The organism is Paenibacillus sp. W2I17, assembly GCF_030815985.1.
GTDB lineage: Bacteria > Bacillota > Bacilli > Paenibacillales > Paenibacillaceae > Paenibacillus.
Map to the genome: position 1 here is coordinate 5,356,003 of NZ_JAUSXM010000001.1, position 17,804 is coordinate 5,373,806.

Below are 17,804 nucleotides of genomic sequence, written 5' to 3' on the forward strand. Positions count from 1 at the left end.
TGAAGGAACCCCAAACTCTGCTTCAAGGAGCTCTTGGGGTTTTTTTACATCATGATACAGGAGGCGAAGAAGCGTGGCGCCATTCACAATTATGGATATCAAATTGCTGTGCGGGGTCACGGCATTCAAGCGCGGAGAAGATTATAACCAATCTGGCAGGGTGACCAATCTGGTGGTCGGTGAGGATCAGCTTCATTATGAAGCTCAGGTACGTGGATCGGAGCGTTATCAGGTGACCGTGGATATAGATGGAACGGGTGAGGTTGTAGCAGGCTGCAGTTGTCCGGGTGATGGCAGGCATTATGACTATTGCAAACATGTCGCTGCTGTCCTGTTGGCTATTCACGAATGGGGTGAGCAGCAGGAGCGTAATGCCACAATTGTCTCAGGGAAGCCTTCTCAACCTGCTACAGGCCAAGGAGCCAATACCAGTTCTAACTTAGGTTCCAAGTCCAGGGTCGGGACGCTAGTCGAAGAGAGCGTGTGGGAGCGCCCACAGTCTGCTTCACAACGAGAGCAACTGAATGATGCTCCAGAGCGTCCTCCGGTTCATTTTGCCCAGGCAGGTCGTCCAAGCTCAGCTTCGGGGTGGGGTCGCTCGGCAGATAAACCTTCTTACCGTACGGCGGATCAGATTCTGTCCATGTTTGCCAAGGATCGGAGACCGCTGCACGGAAATGACCGTAAATACACCGCTCCTGTCAGCCGTTCCTTCCTGCGGGAAGAATTGCAGGTTCAGTTTATATGTAAGCTGACACAGGTTCACAAGGGTGGCGGGAAACTTGCTCTTGAATTGAAAGTAGGTAACAAACGTCTGTATGTGGTGCAGAAAGTGAAGCAATTCCTGAACTGTATCCAGAAGGGCGAGCCAATGTCATTTACCAAGCTGTTCCACTATGATCCATTAATGCATGTTTTCACTCCGCAGGATCAGGCCATTCTCTCGATGCTTATTCGAATGAGACAGAGTGAGGAGGCCTATCGCCAATCCATCTCCGGTTATCTGGGAGCTTCGGACGGACGGGATATATTGATTGCTCCTCTCGTATGGAAGCCATTGCTGGAATTGCTGCTAAAGGCTGACAGCCGGATGGAGGGCACGGGATTTGCCAATGGACCACTCACACTGGGTGAGGGCGTACTTCCTTTATTTTACCGGATCGCCCAGGGAGTGAATGAAGGATATCAGCTTGAAATTTCCGGACTGCGTGAGCTGATTCTTCTCCCTGCTTATGATGCCGCTGTGGTGGAAGGGCAGTTGCATATGTTGGAGCCGATGCAGATGCGAAGTCTGGAGGACTTGAGCGCGGCACTTACCTCATATGGGATCAAGGAAAGCATTGATATTTCGACCCAGCAGGTGGATGAGTTCGTACAGCATGTCGTGCCAGAACTGCGTACGCTCGGCCATCTGTCTATTGATTCACAGGTGCGTGAACAGATCGCGGAACCGGAACTCTCACCGAAGCTGTACATCGACTTCTATCGTGAACGTATCACAGCACGTCTGGAATTCGACTATGAGGTCATGGTTATTAATCCGCTTGCCGAGTATTTAATAGATGAAGAAGAGAAAAAGGTTATTTTGGTGCGTGATCGATATAAAGAGCGGAATCTGATTGAACGGCTCGATCGTTCTTTCCTGGAACGTGATGGTAGCGTCTGGGCGAGTGAACGGGAAGATGCGATCTATGATGTTATGTACCATCTGTTGCCTGAGCTTGAGAAACAGGTAGACATCTACATGCCGAACGCCGTGAAGGCGATGGTGCAATCCTATCCAACACCGCCGAAAGTACGGGCAGATTTGGGAAGAGGATTGGACTGGCTGGAGATTTCATTTGAGATGGAAGGTGTGGACGAGCAGGAGCTTCAGGAACTCATGCGTCGCATTGTGGAAAAGAAACCGTATTTCCGTCTCAAGAGCGGTGTCTTTCTTTCACTTGAAAATGAAGGTGCAGATAGCTTCGCTCACATGGCCGATTCACTTGGGCTGGGAGCAGATGACATCAAGAGCAGCCATATCCGGCTGCCAGCTGTTCGGGCGTTACAATTGCCGGGCAGGGATGAAGTCTCCGGTCATGTGAAATGGGGAGGTTCTCTGAAACGTTTCCTCGATGATCTGCGAGATCCCGAACGGATGGATTTTGCATTGCCAAAAGCGCTGAGCCCCATCCTGCGGGATTATCAGAACAGTGGATACCAGTGGCTTCGTACCCTCGCTTATTATCGTTTTGGCGGCATTCTGGCGGATGATATGGGACTTGGCAAAACATTGCAAAGTATCGCCTATATTACAGCGGTGCTTGAGGAAAAGCCCGAGTACAATATGGACAATACGGGCGTTGATAAATACCGGGAGAGCGGATCATTACGGGGTGGTGAAACGTTGGCGAATTCCGACATCGATCCCGAAACTGGGCTCCCATTGGACAAGATGGCTTCAGTGAATACAGATGGTTTATGGTCTACGATGCAGCAGGATGGACTAACAATCCGAACGAGGGTCATTCATCCCCCGGTACTTGTCGTGGCGCCTGCCTCACTGACCTACAACTGGGCTAATGAGTTTGCGCGGTTCGCCCCGCATCTGAACGTCCTGATTGCAGCCGGTCAGAAAGAAGAACGAGCCAGCATGCTTTCAGGCATGGATGAGGCAGATGTGATTGTGACGTCGTATCCTCTGTTGCGCCGGGATTTGGACACATACCTGGGCCGAACCTTCCATACGCTCATTTTGGATGAAGCTCAGGCAATCAAAAATGCTTCTTCCCAGACCGCGCAGGCAGTCAAACAGATTCAGGCCCCGCGTCGTTTTGCACTCACAGGTACGCCTGTAGAGAACTCACTGGATGAATTGTGGTCCATTTTTGAAGCCGTATTTCCTGGGTTGTTTCCAAGTTACAGAAGATTCCGCGACCTTCCTCCGGAACGGATCTCGCGGATGGTGCGTCCGTTTATTCTGCGCCGCCTGAAGAAGGATGTGTTGGAAGAATTGCCTGATCGAATTGAAACGGTACAGCGGTCAGAGCTTACGGTTGAACAGAAGAAACTGTACGCCGCATACCTTTCTCAGCTTCAGGATGAAGCATCGAAGGACATGGAGGATAACGGATTCCAGAAGAATCGTATCAAAATTCTGGCTGGCATCACGCGCTTGCGTCAGTTGTGTTGTCACCCGGCCCTCTTTGTGGAAGGCTATCAAGGCGATTCTGGGAAAATGGAACAGTTGCTTGAAACGGTCGAAGATTGTTTGGCTTCAGGGAAACGAATTCTCATCTTCTCCCAATTTGCTAGCATGTTGAACCTGATTCGTCAGACCCTTGCGGCACAGGGAAGGAATCTGTTCTACCTCGATGGTCAGACCCCTGCACAGAGCCGGGTTGAGATGTGCCACAGATTTAATGAGGGCGAAGCTGAACTGTTCTTAATCTCTCTGAAAGCTGGCGGTACCGGACTAAACTTAACAGGGGCAGATACCGTTATATTATATGATCTATGGTGGAATCCCGCCGTGGAAGAACAGGCTATTGGCCGTGCCCATCGTATGGGACAGAAACAGGTGGTTCAAGTCATCCGCTTGGTTACCGAAGGTACGATCGAAGAGAAGATTTTGGAACTTCAGCAGCGGAAAAAGGACTTGATTGCCGAAGTGATCGAACCGGGAGACGGGGGATCGACGACCTTGTCTGAGCAGGATATCCGCGAATTGTTGATGGTATAATGAAGTCCAAGCATCCTAGCAATAAGAACCATTAAATATATGAATCTATACAAGATGGACTAATTATTTACATGATAACGGAGAGGACAGAAATAACCTGAAAAAGCGAAGCGTTCGCCTAAAAGCTTTCTGAAAGAAAGCTGCATCGGAAGCATACGCTATCCCCGGATTTTCCCCTTTAAAAAAGGGAATGAAAAAAATCTGGGGATAACAGCGATTGGAAGGTTGTTCTGTCATCGTAGTGTCAGTGTAAATAATCTTTAGTTCAACTTGTTTAGCAAAAGGAGTGGGTTCGTGTGCGTATTCGCAAAGCGATTATTCCAGCCGCAGGGCTGGGTACCCGGTTTCTGCCTGCCACCAAGGCGATGCCTAAGGAAATGCTGCCCATCGTGGACAAGCCAACGATCCAGTACATTATTGAAGAAGCCGTAGCTTCAGGCATTGAAGATATCATTATTGTGACAGGTAAAGGGAAGCGGGCCATTGAGGATCACTTCGACTATTCGTTTGAGTTGGAACAAAATCTGGCTGATAAACAGAAGTGGGACTTGCTTAACGAAGTGCGAAAACCCTCCGAGATGGCAGATATCCATTATATCCGTCAAAAGGAACCGAAGGGACTTGGTCACGCCATCTGGTGTGCCCGCAAGTTTATCGGCAACGAGCCTTTTGCCGTCCTGTTAGGGGACGATATTGTAGAAGCGGAACATCCCTGCCTGAAGCAGATGATCGATGTCTACGATGAACTGCAATCTCCGATTGTTGGTGTACAACCTGTTGATTGGAGCGAGGTATCCCGCTACGGAATTGTGGACGGAGAGTTGCTGACCCCTACCGATGATCGTGTTTTTCGCGCCCGCCGCTTAATTGAGAAACCAAAGACTGAAGACTCTCCCTCCAACCTGGCTATTATGGGACGTTATATTCTTACACCGGATATCTTTGAGATACTAGGTCAACAATCTGCTGGTGTCGGAGGAGAAATCCAACTTACGGATGCCTTGTCCCAATTGAATGAACAGCGGCAGATTCTCGCATATCATTTTGACGGACTGCGTCATGATGTTGGTGAGAAGTTGGGCTTTATTGAGACATCGATTCATTACGCGTTGCAACGCCCGGATCTGCGGGAGGATTTGTTGAAGTATTTAAAGAAGATAACAGAATCGAACTAACACATCCCTAATGAATTAGATCAAAAAAAAGGTTTGCCCTTTGATGAAGGCAAACCTTTTTTTGTGGAATTATAGAGGACCACTAGTGCATTTTATTAGAAATTCAGTTCTGCTATCTGTTTAATCTCGTCTGCTTCATTAGGTGCGACAGCGATAAGGTTATCATATATAGCTTGATCTTGTTGTCCATCCTTAGTTAGAGCGGCAAGGTACCAACGAGCAATTTCACGGTTGGTAGCATCGGTCAGATCCTCTGCGATTCCACCCTTAAGGATAGCAGCAGATCCAGCTGAATCATTTAACATATATTTTATTTTCCCTGCGTTCAGAATCATTGTTGGAGTCAGCTCGAACGGCTGTCCTTGGAGCTGTCCTTCAGGAAGAGTCTTTAGATGTTCTACTCCATCAACAACATGCTGATAGGCTTCCAGACCTGAAGTGAAATAAGATTCCTTCTTAGCTTTATTGCCTTGTCCAAGTGCTTGATATCCGAGATCGAACGAACGGTTGATCAGTGTCTCATACCAAGCCATATCCCAGACGTAATTGGAGGCATATTCTTTTTGGAGTGCATAAGCCTGGTCAAACTCACCCTTCAATTCGTCTAAACTTATGAGTTGCTTAACCATACCTTTATTAAATGGCTCTGCTTCAAGACCACGCTGGAGCAACTGTGCTGAGGCTGTATAGAACTGATCATCTTTTGTTTGCTCATAGCCTTGTTGATACAGGGAAGCCAGCATCAGCAAGGAGTCTGAATGTGTGCTGCGAATCGAAAGATCTTTTTCCAGTGGAGCTTTGATCATCTGGAAGTCTTGGCTCGTTTGAGCTACCTCCTTAGCCTCGTAGGCATATTGATTCGCTTGCAGGAAACGAATAGACATAATGAGCAGAACGATTACAGCTACTCCCGAAATCGAACTGTAGATTCCGCGTGCGGTGGAGTCACTCATCTTCAATCGACGCATCGGCTTGGGGTCCATGGCAGCAGCCATACCGCCGAGTCCAAGGAATACCAAGATTCCAATAAAGACATAACTCATATTGAAATCGAGAAGGCTCAATACCAGAATGGACATCGATAGAATGAAGTACACAAAATGCGATTCGCGTTCTTCCTCACTCCGTTTTAAATAAGCACGCACATATTGATAGAATACAAAGAGAATAAATGCCATAAAAACAACAAAGCCTATGATCCCGACCTCAACCAGATATTGCATGAAGAAGTTGTGAGCCTGGGCGCTAATATAAGGATTGTTCTGGTACTTCTCATACAAGGCGGTCCAAGCGCCACCGCCCGCACCAATGACTGGGTAGTCTGCAAATAACTTTGTAGCATCTTTATAAAACGTAATTCGCTCGAGTACACTGTGTTGTTGGAAATTAATATTTTCAAGTCGTGTACTAATGCTATCAGGTAAAATATTTCGCACACTCGTACCGAGCAGAAGCACGGAAACAACAACTGTGAGAATAACAGATCCTAGTGGAATCCATAAACTGGAGCCTTTTCGAGCTGACCAGGATTGAATGCCATGCTCTAGTTGTGGTGCGATCCAACGCTGGATAACCCAACTTACTATTGCCACAATGATGGATGCTGCTATCAGATAAATCCAACCCTTGGCTGCGAGTGAGCCGGAAAATTGCAGTTGCAATTCAAGTCCTGCTGTATTTATTGGATTCAATACAACCAGTGTGCCGATTGCGGCTACTCCGCTATAGATAAACCATAGAATTTGTTTAGCGGGTTTTAACAATAATAACAGTATAACGAACACAATCGGAAGCATGACAAGCCCAGTCCGGGAAAGTGTCAGCAGTAGCGACAAAATAATAGGTACAAGCATAAAACTATGTAGAAACTGCGTGTACACTTTTTTGGAACGGATCATACTAAAAATGGTGATAAATAAAAATGCCATCAGGAATGCGGCGTATGTATTAGGATACTGAAATACTGATGCAAGTCGTGGTCCATTTGAATCATTCCAGATCGCTTGGTTGTATACACCGTTAATAACTCCTGCAGAAAACCACCCCACCAGCTTGCCTGCGAAACTGAAGGCCCCCAGCCAGTTTAACAAACCAAAACCCACAATAACATATGCAATTCCTATTAAAGAAGATTGTATGATATGATTGATTTTGTTGTTTTGAAGCAGGTACATCGTCATCACAAAAATTATCGCATAAATGCACTGGATGAGGATCATATTGACTGCCAAATATTCCGATGCAGCATTGATGAGGGATAGTACATAGGTAAGTGGAATCAATAGCACGGCCACTTTGAGCCAATCTTGCTGTGTTTCTAACTTGATTTGTTTGAAGTAAATGGCCACCCAGATGATAAATAGGAGGGTAGTGATTGCAACCGCCCAATAAATGGGAGCTTCAAATTGCAGCAATTGCCCATTGAATAGCGCAACTTGAAAAGCGGACCAGAGTAAAAATAAGATAAGTCCTATGGTTAATGACCTTTTTAGAAGTGGAGACGAACCAAGCGTGGCTTTGTTCGACGTCTTCTTCGTTTTCCCGTATACTGGATTCGACAAGATTGAAGTCTCCTTTGCTTGTAGATACGACATTATTTTAGCATAGGTATGTAAACACCGCTACTTTCTAAAGGCTGTTAAATTTATAGAAATGAGGTTCATGTGTGAATGTTATCTAGATGGAATGATGAGTTTATTACAAAATATAGATTTGTTGCTGAACTTACAAAGAAAGATTTTAAAACAAGATATGTCGGATCTTTTTTAGGAATACTGTGGGCCTTTATCCAACCTATGATTCAAATCATTATTTTTTGGTTTGTTTTTCAAGTTGGATTCAAATCAACACCGATTGATGATTTCCCATTTATATTATGGCTAATTTCAGCTATGATTCCGTGGTTTTTTATTTCAGATTCTATTCAAGGAGCGACTACATCTATTACAGATAATAGTTATTTGGTGAAAAAGGTCGTTTTCAAAGTGAGTCTCTTACCGATTGTAAAGATTTATTCTGCCTTATGGGTTCATCTGTTCTTTGTTGCAGTTATTTTTTTAATGTTTAGTATCTATGGTTACTTCCCGAATGTTTATAATGTCCAGGTGTTATATTATGTTTTTTGTATTTCAGTATTAGTGTTGGGGATTTCTTGGATTACATCATCTTTGATAATATTTTTTAAAGATATGGGACAAATCGTATCTACAGTTCTACAGTTTGGATTTTGGTTAACTCCTATATTCTATTCACTGGATATTATTCCTCAGAAATATGCTTTTCTTTTGAAAATAAACCCTGCCTTCTATATTATTCAGGGTTACAGAGATACCTTTATTTATAAGTCATGGTTCTGGGAGCATCCAAAACTAACAGTCTACTTCTGGTTATGTACTATAGTTATATTAGTAGTGGGAAGAACCATGTTTAAAAAACTTCGTCCGCATTTTGCAGACGTACTTTGATAAGGGAGAAAATAAAAGCATGAATTCAGATGTTGCTATTAAAGTTGAGGGCCTAACTAAGACATATAAAATATATGAGAATCCTATTGATCGTTTAAAAGAGGGCTTGAATCCTTTTAAAAAAGATTATCATCGAGATTTCAATGCGTTGAATCAAGTGTCATTTGAACTCAAAAAGGGAGATGCACTTGCTATTATAGGTAAGAACGGTTCTGGTAAATCGACACTGCTTAAGATTATAACAGGAGTCCTTACACCTTCTAGCGGGAAAGTTACAGTTAATGGGAAAATATCAGCGTTGTTAGAACTGGGAGCAGGTTTTAATCCTGAATATACCGGCTTAGAGAATATATATTTAAATGGAACCATAATGGGCTATTCCAAAGAGCAAGTAGATGAGAAAATAGAGGATATTTTAAATTTTGCGGATATAGGCGAGTTTATTAAGCAGCCTGTCAAGTCCTACTCTAGTGGAATGTTTGCTCGACTGGCTTTCGCTGTTGCCATTAATGTTGACCCAGATATATTAATTGTTGATGAAGCCCTATCTGTAGGAGATATTCACTTCCAGGCTAAATGTTACAGGAAATTTGACGAGTTTAAGGAAAAAGGGAAAACCATTTTATTTGTATCTCATTCACTAGATAGCGTAATTCGTTACTGTAACACCGCGATCTTACTTGATGAGGGCCAGCTTATAGATCAAGGTTCTCCTAAGGAAATGGTTGATATTTACAAAAGGATCCTTACCAAAAACTTCACTTCAACTACCACTTCTTCTCAACCTGAAGTTCAAATGAATGCAGAAAGAAAAGAGATAAGTACGAACTGGAAAATTGAAATGGATGTTCATCCTGATTTTTTAGACTATGGTGATAAGAAAGCTGAAATTATTGATTTTGGAATGTTTGATCAGTTAAATACATTGAATAACTCTTTTCAAAGTGATGAAATTACAACATTTAGAATTAGAGTTCGTTTTAACTCTAGTGTATCGAATCCTATTTTTGCCTTCGTTATCAAGGACATTAAAGGTATGGAGATTGCTGGAACAAACACGTGGTATAATGGAGAATTTACAGGTGATTATAATTCGGGTGATGAGGTAGTGGTTTCTTTCTCGCATCAACTGAATTTACAAGGTGGTACTTATACATTATCGTTCGGTTGTACGGGATATGAAAATGATGAACTGGTAGTTTATCACCGATTATATGATGTTATTTTTTTTAGAGTTGTTTTATTGAAATCTATCGTTGGAATAGCGGACTTAAATACTAAAATACAACTAGACCGATTATAGAAAGGAGAGTTAACGTTGAAACTCAACCTAGATTACTATAATGGGAAAGATCTTTATAGTGATGGAGAAGTAGAAGATAAACTGCTTCATATAACTAAAAATCATAAGTCCTTTCATAATGTTCTTAAAGAAAATTCCAGTTGGCCTATTCTATACCATCTGTCTCCAATTAGATCCAACCTTCTTGAATGGTATCCATTTAATGAAAAAGCATCTTTACTGGAAATCGGAGCGGGATGTGGAGCAATTACTGGACTTTTAAGTGAAAAGGTAAATAAAGTCACTGCTATTGAACTTTCAAAAAAAAGAGCAGAGATTCTTGCGAACAGATATGAGGAACGTGAAAATATAGAAGTAATTGTTGGTAATTTTGAAGATATACCTTTTGATAGGAAATTTGATTATATTACACTCATCGGAGTGCTAGAGTATTCTGGAAAATATGGGGAGGGGTCCTCCCCATATTTTGATTTTTTGAAAAAGGCAAAATCAATGCTTAGTCCTAATGGGACTCTTATTATTGCGATTGAAAATAAATATGGACTGAAGTATTGGGCTGGAGCTGCTGAGGATCATACCGGGCAATGGTTTGATGGTATTGAACATTATGTGGGAAATGATGAAGTTAGGACGTTCAGTAAAAAAGAGATTGAAGAGTTATTGAAAAAGGCTGGATTTTTTAATAATGATTTTTATTACCCAATGCCGGATTATAAGTTGCCATCTCAAGTGTTCTCTGACAGCTATTTACCAAAGCCAGGTGATCTTAAAATTACACCGAACTTCGACCGTGATAGGTTACTTTTATTTAACGAAAAAATTACCTTTGATAATATAATTCAGAATGAGATGTTTCCTTTTTTCTCTAACTCGTTTCTGATATTTTCGAAAGAATGAGGGGATTGTTTCATGAAAGTTATATATTCTAAATTCAATAGGGAACGGCTGCCCCAATACCAGACATCTACTATTGTGTATATTGATAAGGTGGGGGGGATATTCGCACAAAAAAAAGCTCTGACCAAAGAGGCTTATTCCCATATAAGCAGTATTCACGATAATTATATCAAGTTAAGATTAATAATGAATGATATAAAAATAGCAGAATCACATTTGGGAGAAAATGTTATTACCTTTGAGTATATTAATTCTCCTAGTCTTGATTCCTTATTGTTTAAGGAAATAATAGATGGTAACAAAAACAAGATATTTTCTTATTTGAACCAATACAAGTTGATGGTGCTTCAACAACCGCTTGTTTATAATGAAAGTTTTGAATCCGGAACAACGTTTAAAGAAGTGTTTGGACTCGAACCTCCGTTTTCTAATGTGATGTGTCAAAGGATATCCAACTTGGACTTAACTTTTGAAAATGTAACTCTTGATAAAGGACAATTTACTGTAATAGATTATGAATGGGTATTCGAAATGTTGGTACCTGTAGATTTTATTCTGTATAGAAGTATTAATGAATTTTATGCTAAGTACGCAGACTATCTGAGTCACATTGCAAAAAAGGAAGAGTTTCTTCTCTTTTTTGGAATAAATTTGGATTATATTCAGATGTTTGAGCAGATGGAAGAAGGGTTCCAACGCTATGTCTTTGGAGAAGGTAGAGAATATCAAAATGCTCAAAGAGTACTAAAAGACACAAGCACTCTAGAAGATGTCCTTTCTGTTCAATTCGAGATTAATAAAAAAGATGAAGAACTACAGCTATTGCATGTAAAACTGGATCAAATTCAGAAGGAAGTTTATCAAGAAGTTTCTTCGCTACACTCAGAAATCTCCTCAAAAGACAAAACAATAGACGAGCTTACCAAACAAAGGGAAGAATCTGAGGTTCAACTTGTAGCAAAAGAAAAGGAAATAATGGATTTTAAACAAGAAATAAAAAATAAGGATGGCCACATCAACCAACTACTCGAAAGTGAACGGAAATTAGAGAATGTTTATTCCTCTCATGGCTGGCGTATTTTAAGTAAATATTACTCTACGAGAGACAGGGTGGTGCCACAAAATTCAAAAAGAAAGGTATTTTTAAAACTTGCTTCAAAAACTTTGAAGAACCCAAGATTAATGCTTTCAAAGTTAAATAAAACAAATTTTAAAAAAATAAAATATTATTTGAATTCTGAAAAACCTTCCCAACTTATGAGTAGAATTGACTCCTATGTTGATCGTCATGATGACAATAACCAACAAACGGAACTGCAGCTATATACTGTAACAAACTACGACGAGTTAGAGTTCCACCATTTTGAGAAACCTTTGGTATCTATTATTATACCTGTTTACAATCAATGGAAGTATACGTATTCTTGCCTCGCTTCTATACTGGAAAACACACCGGATCTAACATACGAAGTGATTATAGCAGATGACATGTCCACTGATGAGACAATTGATATTGAGAAAATAGTGAAAAATATTACTATAGTTAGAGATGGGGTAAATAGAGGGTTCCTGCTTAACTGTAATAATGCTGCCAAGTCAGCTCGTGGAAAATATGTGTTTTTTCTAAATAATGATACTAACGTCCAAGCAAATTGGCTGAGTTCTCTGGTAGAACTTATTGAGCCCGAACCTTCGATTGGTATGGTAGGGTCTAAACTTGTGTATCCAGATGGGAGATTACAGGAAGCTGGCGGAATTATTTGGAATGATGCAAGCGGTTGGAATTACGGCCGTTTGGATGATCCTGAGAAACCAGAATACAACTATGTGAAAGAAGCGGACTATATTTCCGGAGCTGCTATTTTGATTAGACACACGATATGGCAGGAGCTCGGAGGATTCGATGAAAGATATGTACCAGCTTATTTTGAGGATACAGATTTGGCATTTGAGGTTAGGCGCCTAGGCTATAAAGTGTTATTGCAACCTAAGTCTGTTATCGTGCATTTTGAGGGTATTTCGCATGGAACAGATACGAGTAACGGCATTAAAAGTTATCAAGTTACTAATAAAGAGAAGTTCATGGATAAATGGAAGGAAGAATTACTCAGAGATCAATTTCCTAATGCTGAACATATTTTTTGGGCCAAGGATCGAAGTAGGAATAGAAAAACCATTGTAGTCGTGGATCACTATGTGCCGCATTATGACAAAGATGCAGGTAGTAGAGCGACGTATTTCTATTTACAGTTATTTGTTTCGATGGGTTTCCATGTGATTTTCATAGGCGATAATTTCTTTAAACATGAGCCTTACACCTCGAACTTACAAGAACTTGGAATAGAAGTCTTATACGGAGACTATTATGCGAAAAATATAAACAAATGGATTAAAAATAATGGAGCCTATATTGATTATGTTTATCTTAATCGTCCACATATTTCTATAAAATACATGGAAACGTTTAAGAAATTCACTTCAGCGAAAATCATCTATTTCGGCCACGATCTTCATTTTCTTAGAGAAATGAGAAATTATGAATTAACGGGAAATATAAATCTTATAAAATCCTCAGAAGAGTGGAAGAAAACAGAGTTTTCCCTATTTAATGATGCTGATGTTATTCATGTAGTAGGTTCATATGAACAATCACTGCTTCAAAATGAGTTCCCGAATAAACCAGTAAGAAATATTCCGTTATTTCCGTATGAACATTCTTATAATTACGCTAAAAAGATTGAGGGCTTTGATGCTAGAAAAGATTTGCTATTTGTTGGTGGTTTTAACCATGCTCCGAACTATGATGGAATCGTATGGTTTTTGGATGAGATCTTCGATACCATCAAGAGGGACATTCCAAATGTGAAGCTTTATATTGTGGGTTCGAATCCTCCTGATGATTTAAAAGCAAGATCCGCAGAGGATGTAATCGTTACTGGGTTTGTATCCGATGAAGAACTAGAGAGATATTATAATCAGTCCAAGCTTGTCATTGTGCCTCTACGTTATGGAGCGGGCGTTAAAGGAAAAGTAGTCGAAGCGATTTATTATCAAGTACCTGTTATTACAACATCAATCGGTTCAGAAGGATTGGAAGAGTCTGAGATAGTAATGACAATAGCCAATGATGCACAGCAGTTTGCTCATTCCGTCATTCAATTGTATCAAGACGAAACGATGTGGAATGCGCATTTCCAAGCATCAGTCCAATATATAGAAAAATATTTCACGCGAGAGGCTGCTAGTAAGATCCTTGCTCTCGATTTTAAAGACTAGGAGATACGAATATGATAAATGTTGTGTTATGCGGAGGGAATGGTACCCGGTTATGGCCGCTATCTCGAACTTTGTATCCTAAACAATTTAATAAAATGATAGGAGACCGCTCTTTATTTCAAATGACCGTGGAGAGAAATGCCTCCCTCTGTGATCAAACATATATTGTATCTAACGAAGAACAGTATTTCTTGGCATTAGATCATCTTAATGAGTTAGAGATAAAAGCAGATAAATTTATCCTGGAGCCAGTCGGCCGGAATACCGCGCCGGCTATAGCTTTGGCTTGTTTTGCTGCAGAGGAAGATGAATTGGTATTGATTACACCATCTGATCATGTTGTTCAAAATCAGCAAGAATATAATCGTTGTCTGGAAACAGCCAAAGGACTGGCTCTTGAAGGATACATGGTAACCTTTGGGATCAACCCGAATTATCCTGAAACAGGTTACGGTTACATAGAAGCGGATGGTCAGGATGTAGTTTCTTTTAAAGAAAAACCGGATGTATTAACTGCTGAAAGGTATTTGAAATCAGGAAACTTCTATTGGAATAGCGGAATGTTTCTATTTAAAGCAGGGGTATTCCTCAAGGAATTAGAGGCCTCAGCCAATGAGATTTATGATAGAACGCTCTTGGCTTTTAACAATGCAAGAGTCCATTACGACACCATTCGTATACTCAAAGAAGAGATGGAGGCCATACCTTCTAACAGTGTCGATTATGCGGTTATGGAATACAGTACCAACGTAAAAGTCGTCTCGTCCGACATTGGATGGTCCGATCTTGGCAGCTTCGAAGCTTTATATGAACAACTGCCCAAAGATGAGGCAGGTAATTCTCTGGCTGATCATTATATTAGTGTTAATTCTTCGCGTAATCTTATCCTGTCAAATGACAGGACGATTGCAACCATCGATGTGGAAGATCTCATGATTGTAGATACGCCTGATGCATTAATGATATCCAGACATGGCTCTTCTCAAAAAGTAAAAGAAATTGTTAATGAATTGAAACGAAGAAAATCTAATCTTTGTGATAACCATGTTACTGCTTACAGACCGTGGGGAAATCATACGGAGTTAGATATTTCAACGAATTATAAGATAAAAAAAGTGGTAGTGAAGCCAGGGGAAAAGCTTAGTGTGCAAAAACATTTCCACCGTAATGAACATTGGATCGTTGTAAGCGGGACGGCTTTAATTACAGTGAATGGAGAACAGTCTCTACTTCGTAGAAATGAATCAACCTTCATTCATATGGGCGATGAGCATACGGTCGAGAACCCAGGGAAGATAGATTTACATTTAATTGAGGTTCAAGTAGGGGAGTATATTGGAGAAGATGATGTGGTCAGGAAAAAATAAATGAATAGAAAAAGGGTGTAAAAGTGAGTTCCAAAACCTTTAAATCAAAAATCTTTTGGCTATCTTTTCTTTTGGTATTAACGAGTTTGATATTTAATATTGCCTCTATAAAAAATATTCTTATTGATGTTTATCAATGGCATGCTGTTCAGCCAGAAACTGTACAGGGCGGGATAGAACTTATTTTCTTTTTTTTAATAATTTATTTTTTTATTGTGCTATCTAGTGAAAAACCTTACCTGAAATATGCACCACTTTTAGCTATTGTTATCTATTTGCAATTCCATCAGGTATTATTACCTGCGGCTCTAGCAACCCTATATTTCGAAATAATTATTTCATTGGGTTTATTTATATTAACCTTTGCTAAGGTGCGCTACAGCGCATATTCCTTAAAACTATATTTTGTTGCATTTTTGGTAGGGTTTGTATGTTGGAGCGTGCTGGCTATTATACTTTCAGGGATAGGGGTAGGTAGAATTAATGATTTAATATTACTTACTTTATTCTTAGCAGTCTTAAGTTTATTCAAACGGACTACTCCTATGTTTGTTTATGTTTATAATAAAGGTCTATCTTTCAATCGTCTTAATGCAATGGGATTTACATTTGTAATCATTCTTCTTATGACGCAGTTTGCTAAAACTAATAGAGCCTTAGATTATGATTCTCTTTGGTACGGATTAAGACCGCAAGAAGTTCTTATAGGAGATCATTCTTTCTTTGATAACCTTGGTCTCACCATGGTAGTTCACTATTATCCAAAGCTATTTGAATTATTTGCACTGCCTCTCTCAGGTTTAGGGGATTATAGTTTTATATTATCTGTTAACATTCTTTTGTTTGCCTTTATATTATTAGTTATATTCAAATTTACAAAAGATATTACGAATAATAATAGTTATAGTGTTCTAGCTACGGTGATATTGGGGAGTACCCCAGCTATTGCTAACATGGCATCAACTGCAAAGACTGATATTTTTTCTTCCTTATTTATTTTGGGTGCAGCTTATAGCCTTTGGCTGTGGAATAAAGAAAGGACTACATGGAGTTTTTTGATTTCAATGTGCGCTGCTCTGTTAGCGTGCGGTGGGAAAATCACTAGTTTAATGTATGTTCCGTTATTATTTCTCGGATATGGTTTAGCGTACATTATTAATCTTAGAGCAGATCCAGAGCGAAGTTTTTTTGAAAAATTCGAGTATACAAAGCGATCAATTCTATTGTTGTTAGGTTCTGTATTTGTATTTTTAGGGATAACATTTAGAACTTATAAATTGACAGGGTACCCCTTCTATCCTATACTGAAAAGTTTTTGGGAAAAAATAGGTTTCAAAGGGGAATATCCATTCACAGATAGTTCTCAAGATTTTATTCTTAGTGATCAAAAAAATATTCTTTATCATTGGTTTAAAATTCTTTTTGATCCAGCAGGATATAATCACTATGTTATGGTATGGCCGAGTAACATGTATTTGTTCTTTTGGATATTTAGTATTGTACTTGTCATAGCATTTAGAAAACTAATAACAAGAAGTAGTTGTTTTTTATTAATAGCTTTCTTACCTATAAGTATATCGGCAGTTTACAATATTATGAGCTTCCCCCAAGGTGGCGACGGCAATTATTATATACCAGTGATATTGTTTGCTGGGATATCTTTTATTGGCCTAATTTCAAGCTTTGATATAAAGCTTAAGAAAGTAATAGTGTTCTGTCTAATTTTGTTTATTCCTGTACAATCATATGTGATGATGGTTTCTCATTTTTCTTGGAGCTGGGGGACATCTAAATTTTCTGCAAACCTCTTGAAAACTAATTTTGAGACATACGACAGTAAACTTCAGTTCTTTCAAAACGAGGGATTGTTGGAGATAGAAAAAGAACTTGAATTACGTGGGGAAGATAATAACTGTATTGGTTTCTTACATTATGATGGACAAGAACAAATACTTAATCAGCTATCTTGTAGGTACGAAGATGTTCCGCATATGAATTCGAGATATGGTAATTCAAATCTATTTAGTTCATTCGAAAATTTCAAAAAGTATCTTTTGTGGGCAAATGTTAAATTCATTATCGTACCAAAAACGCATATAGAGGGATTCGATCAAGTAGAGAGTGTTATCACTGAACTGGAAAATACAGGTAAAACAAAACGTGTTGACTCAAGCGACTTCTATTTATTGGAAATTGATCGAAAGGATATTCATTCATTATCAGGAATGAAAGATTCATTTTCCGAGGCTTCACTACTAAAAGGTTGGTACCCTAAAGAGAATAATTATCGTTGGATTTCAAAAGAAGCTATAGGAAATTTCCAAAGTGGTGAAGAGGGGCGCTTAACCATTGCAGGTAAGGTTCCAGATGTACTAGAAAACATTGAACTTTCTATTCAAGTAAACGATTATAAATTTCCTGTACAAAAATTAAATGAAGGTGAATTTACTATCCAGCTTAATAATCATATCCCTATTAATTCAAAAGTGAGAATAAAAATTGAGGTTAATAAATCATTTGTACCTGAAGAAATGGGGTTAAACAAAGATACCAGAGAGTTGGGGATAGTGATAACTGACATAACTTTAAAATAAATAA

General features: G+C 39.7%; 9 protein-coding genes. 8 read left to right on the forward strand and 1 reads right to left on the reverse strand.

Going from position 1 to position 17,804, the window contains the following annotated elements:
- Positions 1-73 precede the first annotated feature (73 nt).
- A complete protein-coding gene (locus tag QF041_RS23890; RefSeq protein WP_307415939.1) occupies positions 74-3,724 on the forward strand; it encodes a DEAD/DEAH box helicase in 3,651 nt (1,216 codons plus the stop codon).
- Between the two features lie 296 nt (positions 3,725-4,020).
- Entirely contained in the window at positions 4,021-4,899 is an 879-nt protein-coding gene (galU, locus tag QF041_RS23895) for a UTP--glucose-1-phosphate uridylyltransferase GalU (protein ID WP_307415940.1), read from the forward strand.
- Positions 4,900-4,994: 95 nt separating this feature from the next.
- On the opposite strand, the gene QF041_RS23900 is transcribed toward galU, so the two are convergent.
- Positions 4,995-7,460 (reverse strand): O-antigen ligase family protein, encoded by a 2,466-nt coding sequence (locus QF041_RS23900; protein WP_307415941.1) that lies wholly within the window; start codon positions 7,458-7,460, stop codon positions 4,995-4,997.
- 108 nt (positions 7,461-7,568) lie between these two features.
- On the opposite strand from QF041_RS23900, the gene QF041_RS23905 reads away from it, so the two are divergent.
- The 6 genes from QF041_RS23905 to QF041_RS23930 are packed head-to-tail and all read left to right on the forward strand — an operon-like array spanning position 7,569 to position 17,800.
- A complete protein-coding gene (locus tag QF041_RS23905; RefSeq protein ID WP_076254116.1) occupies positions 7,569-8,363 on the forward strand; it encodes an ABC transporter permease in 795 nt (264 codons plus the stop codon).
- 19 nt (positions 8,364-8,382) lie between these two features.
- Complete coding sequence (locus tag QF041_RS23910; RefSeq protein WP_307415942.1) at positions 8,383-9,666, forward strand: ABC transporter ATP-binding protein; 1,284 nt, start codon at positions 8,383-8,385, stop codon at positions 9,664-9,666.
- Positions 9,667-9,681: 15 nt separating this feature from the next.
- Positions 9,682-10,563: a class I SAM-dependent methyltransferase gene (locus QF041_RS23915; protein ID WP_307415943.1), complete on the forward strand. Its 882-nt coding sequence runs from the start codon at positions 9,682-9,684 to the stop codon at positions 10,561-10,563.
- Positions 10,564-10,575: 12 nt separating this feature from the next.
- Positions 10,576-13,839, forward strand: coding sequence for a glycosyltransferase (locus QF041_RS23920; protein ID WP_307415944.1), 3,264 nt, complete (start codon positions 10,576-10,578; stop codon positions 13,837-13,839).
- A gap of 11 nt (positions 13,840-13,850) precedes the next feature.
- Complete coding sequence (locus QF041_RS23925) at positions 13,851-15,206, forward strand: mannose-1-phosphate guanylyltransferase/mannose-6-phosphate isomerase (protein ID WP_307415945.1); 1,356 nt, start codon at positions 13,851-13,853, stop codon at positions 15,204-15,206.
- A gap of 23 nt (positions 15,207-15,229) precedes the next feature.
- Positions 15,230-17,800: a hypothetical protein gene (locus QF041_RS23930; RefSeq protein WP_307415946.1), complete on the forward strand. Its 2,571-nt coding sequence runs from the start codon at positions 15,230-15,232 to the stop codon at positions 17,798-17,800.
- The last annotated feature ends 4 nt before the right edge of the window (positions 17,801-17,804 follow it).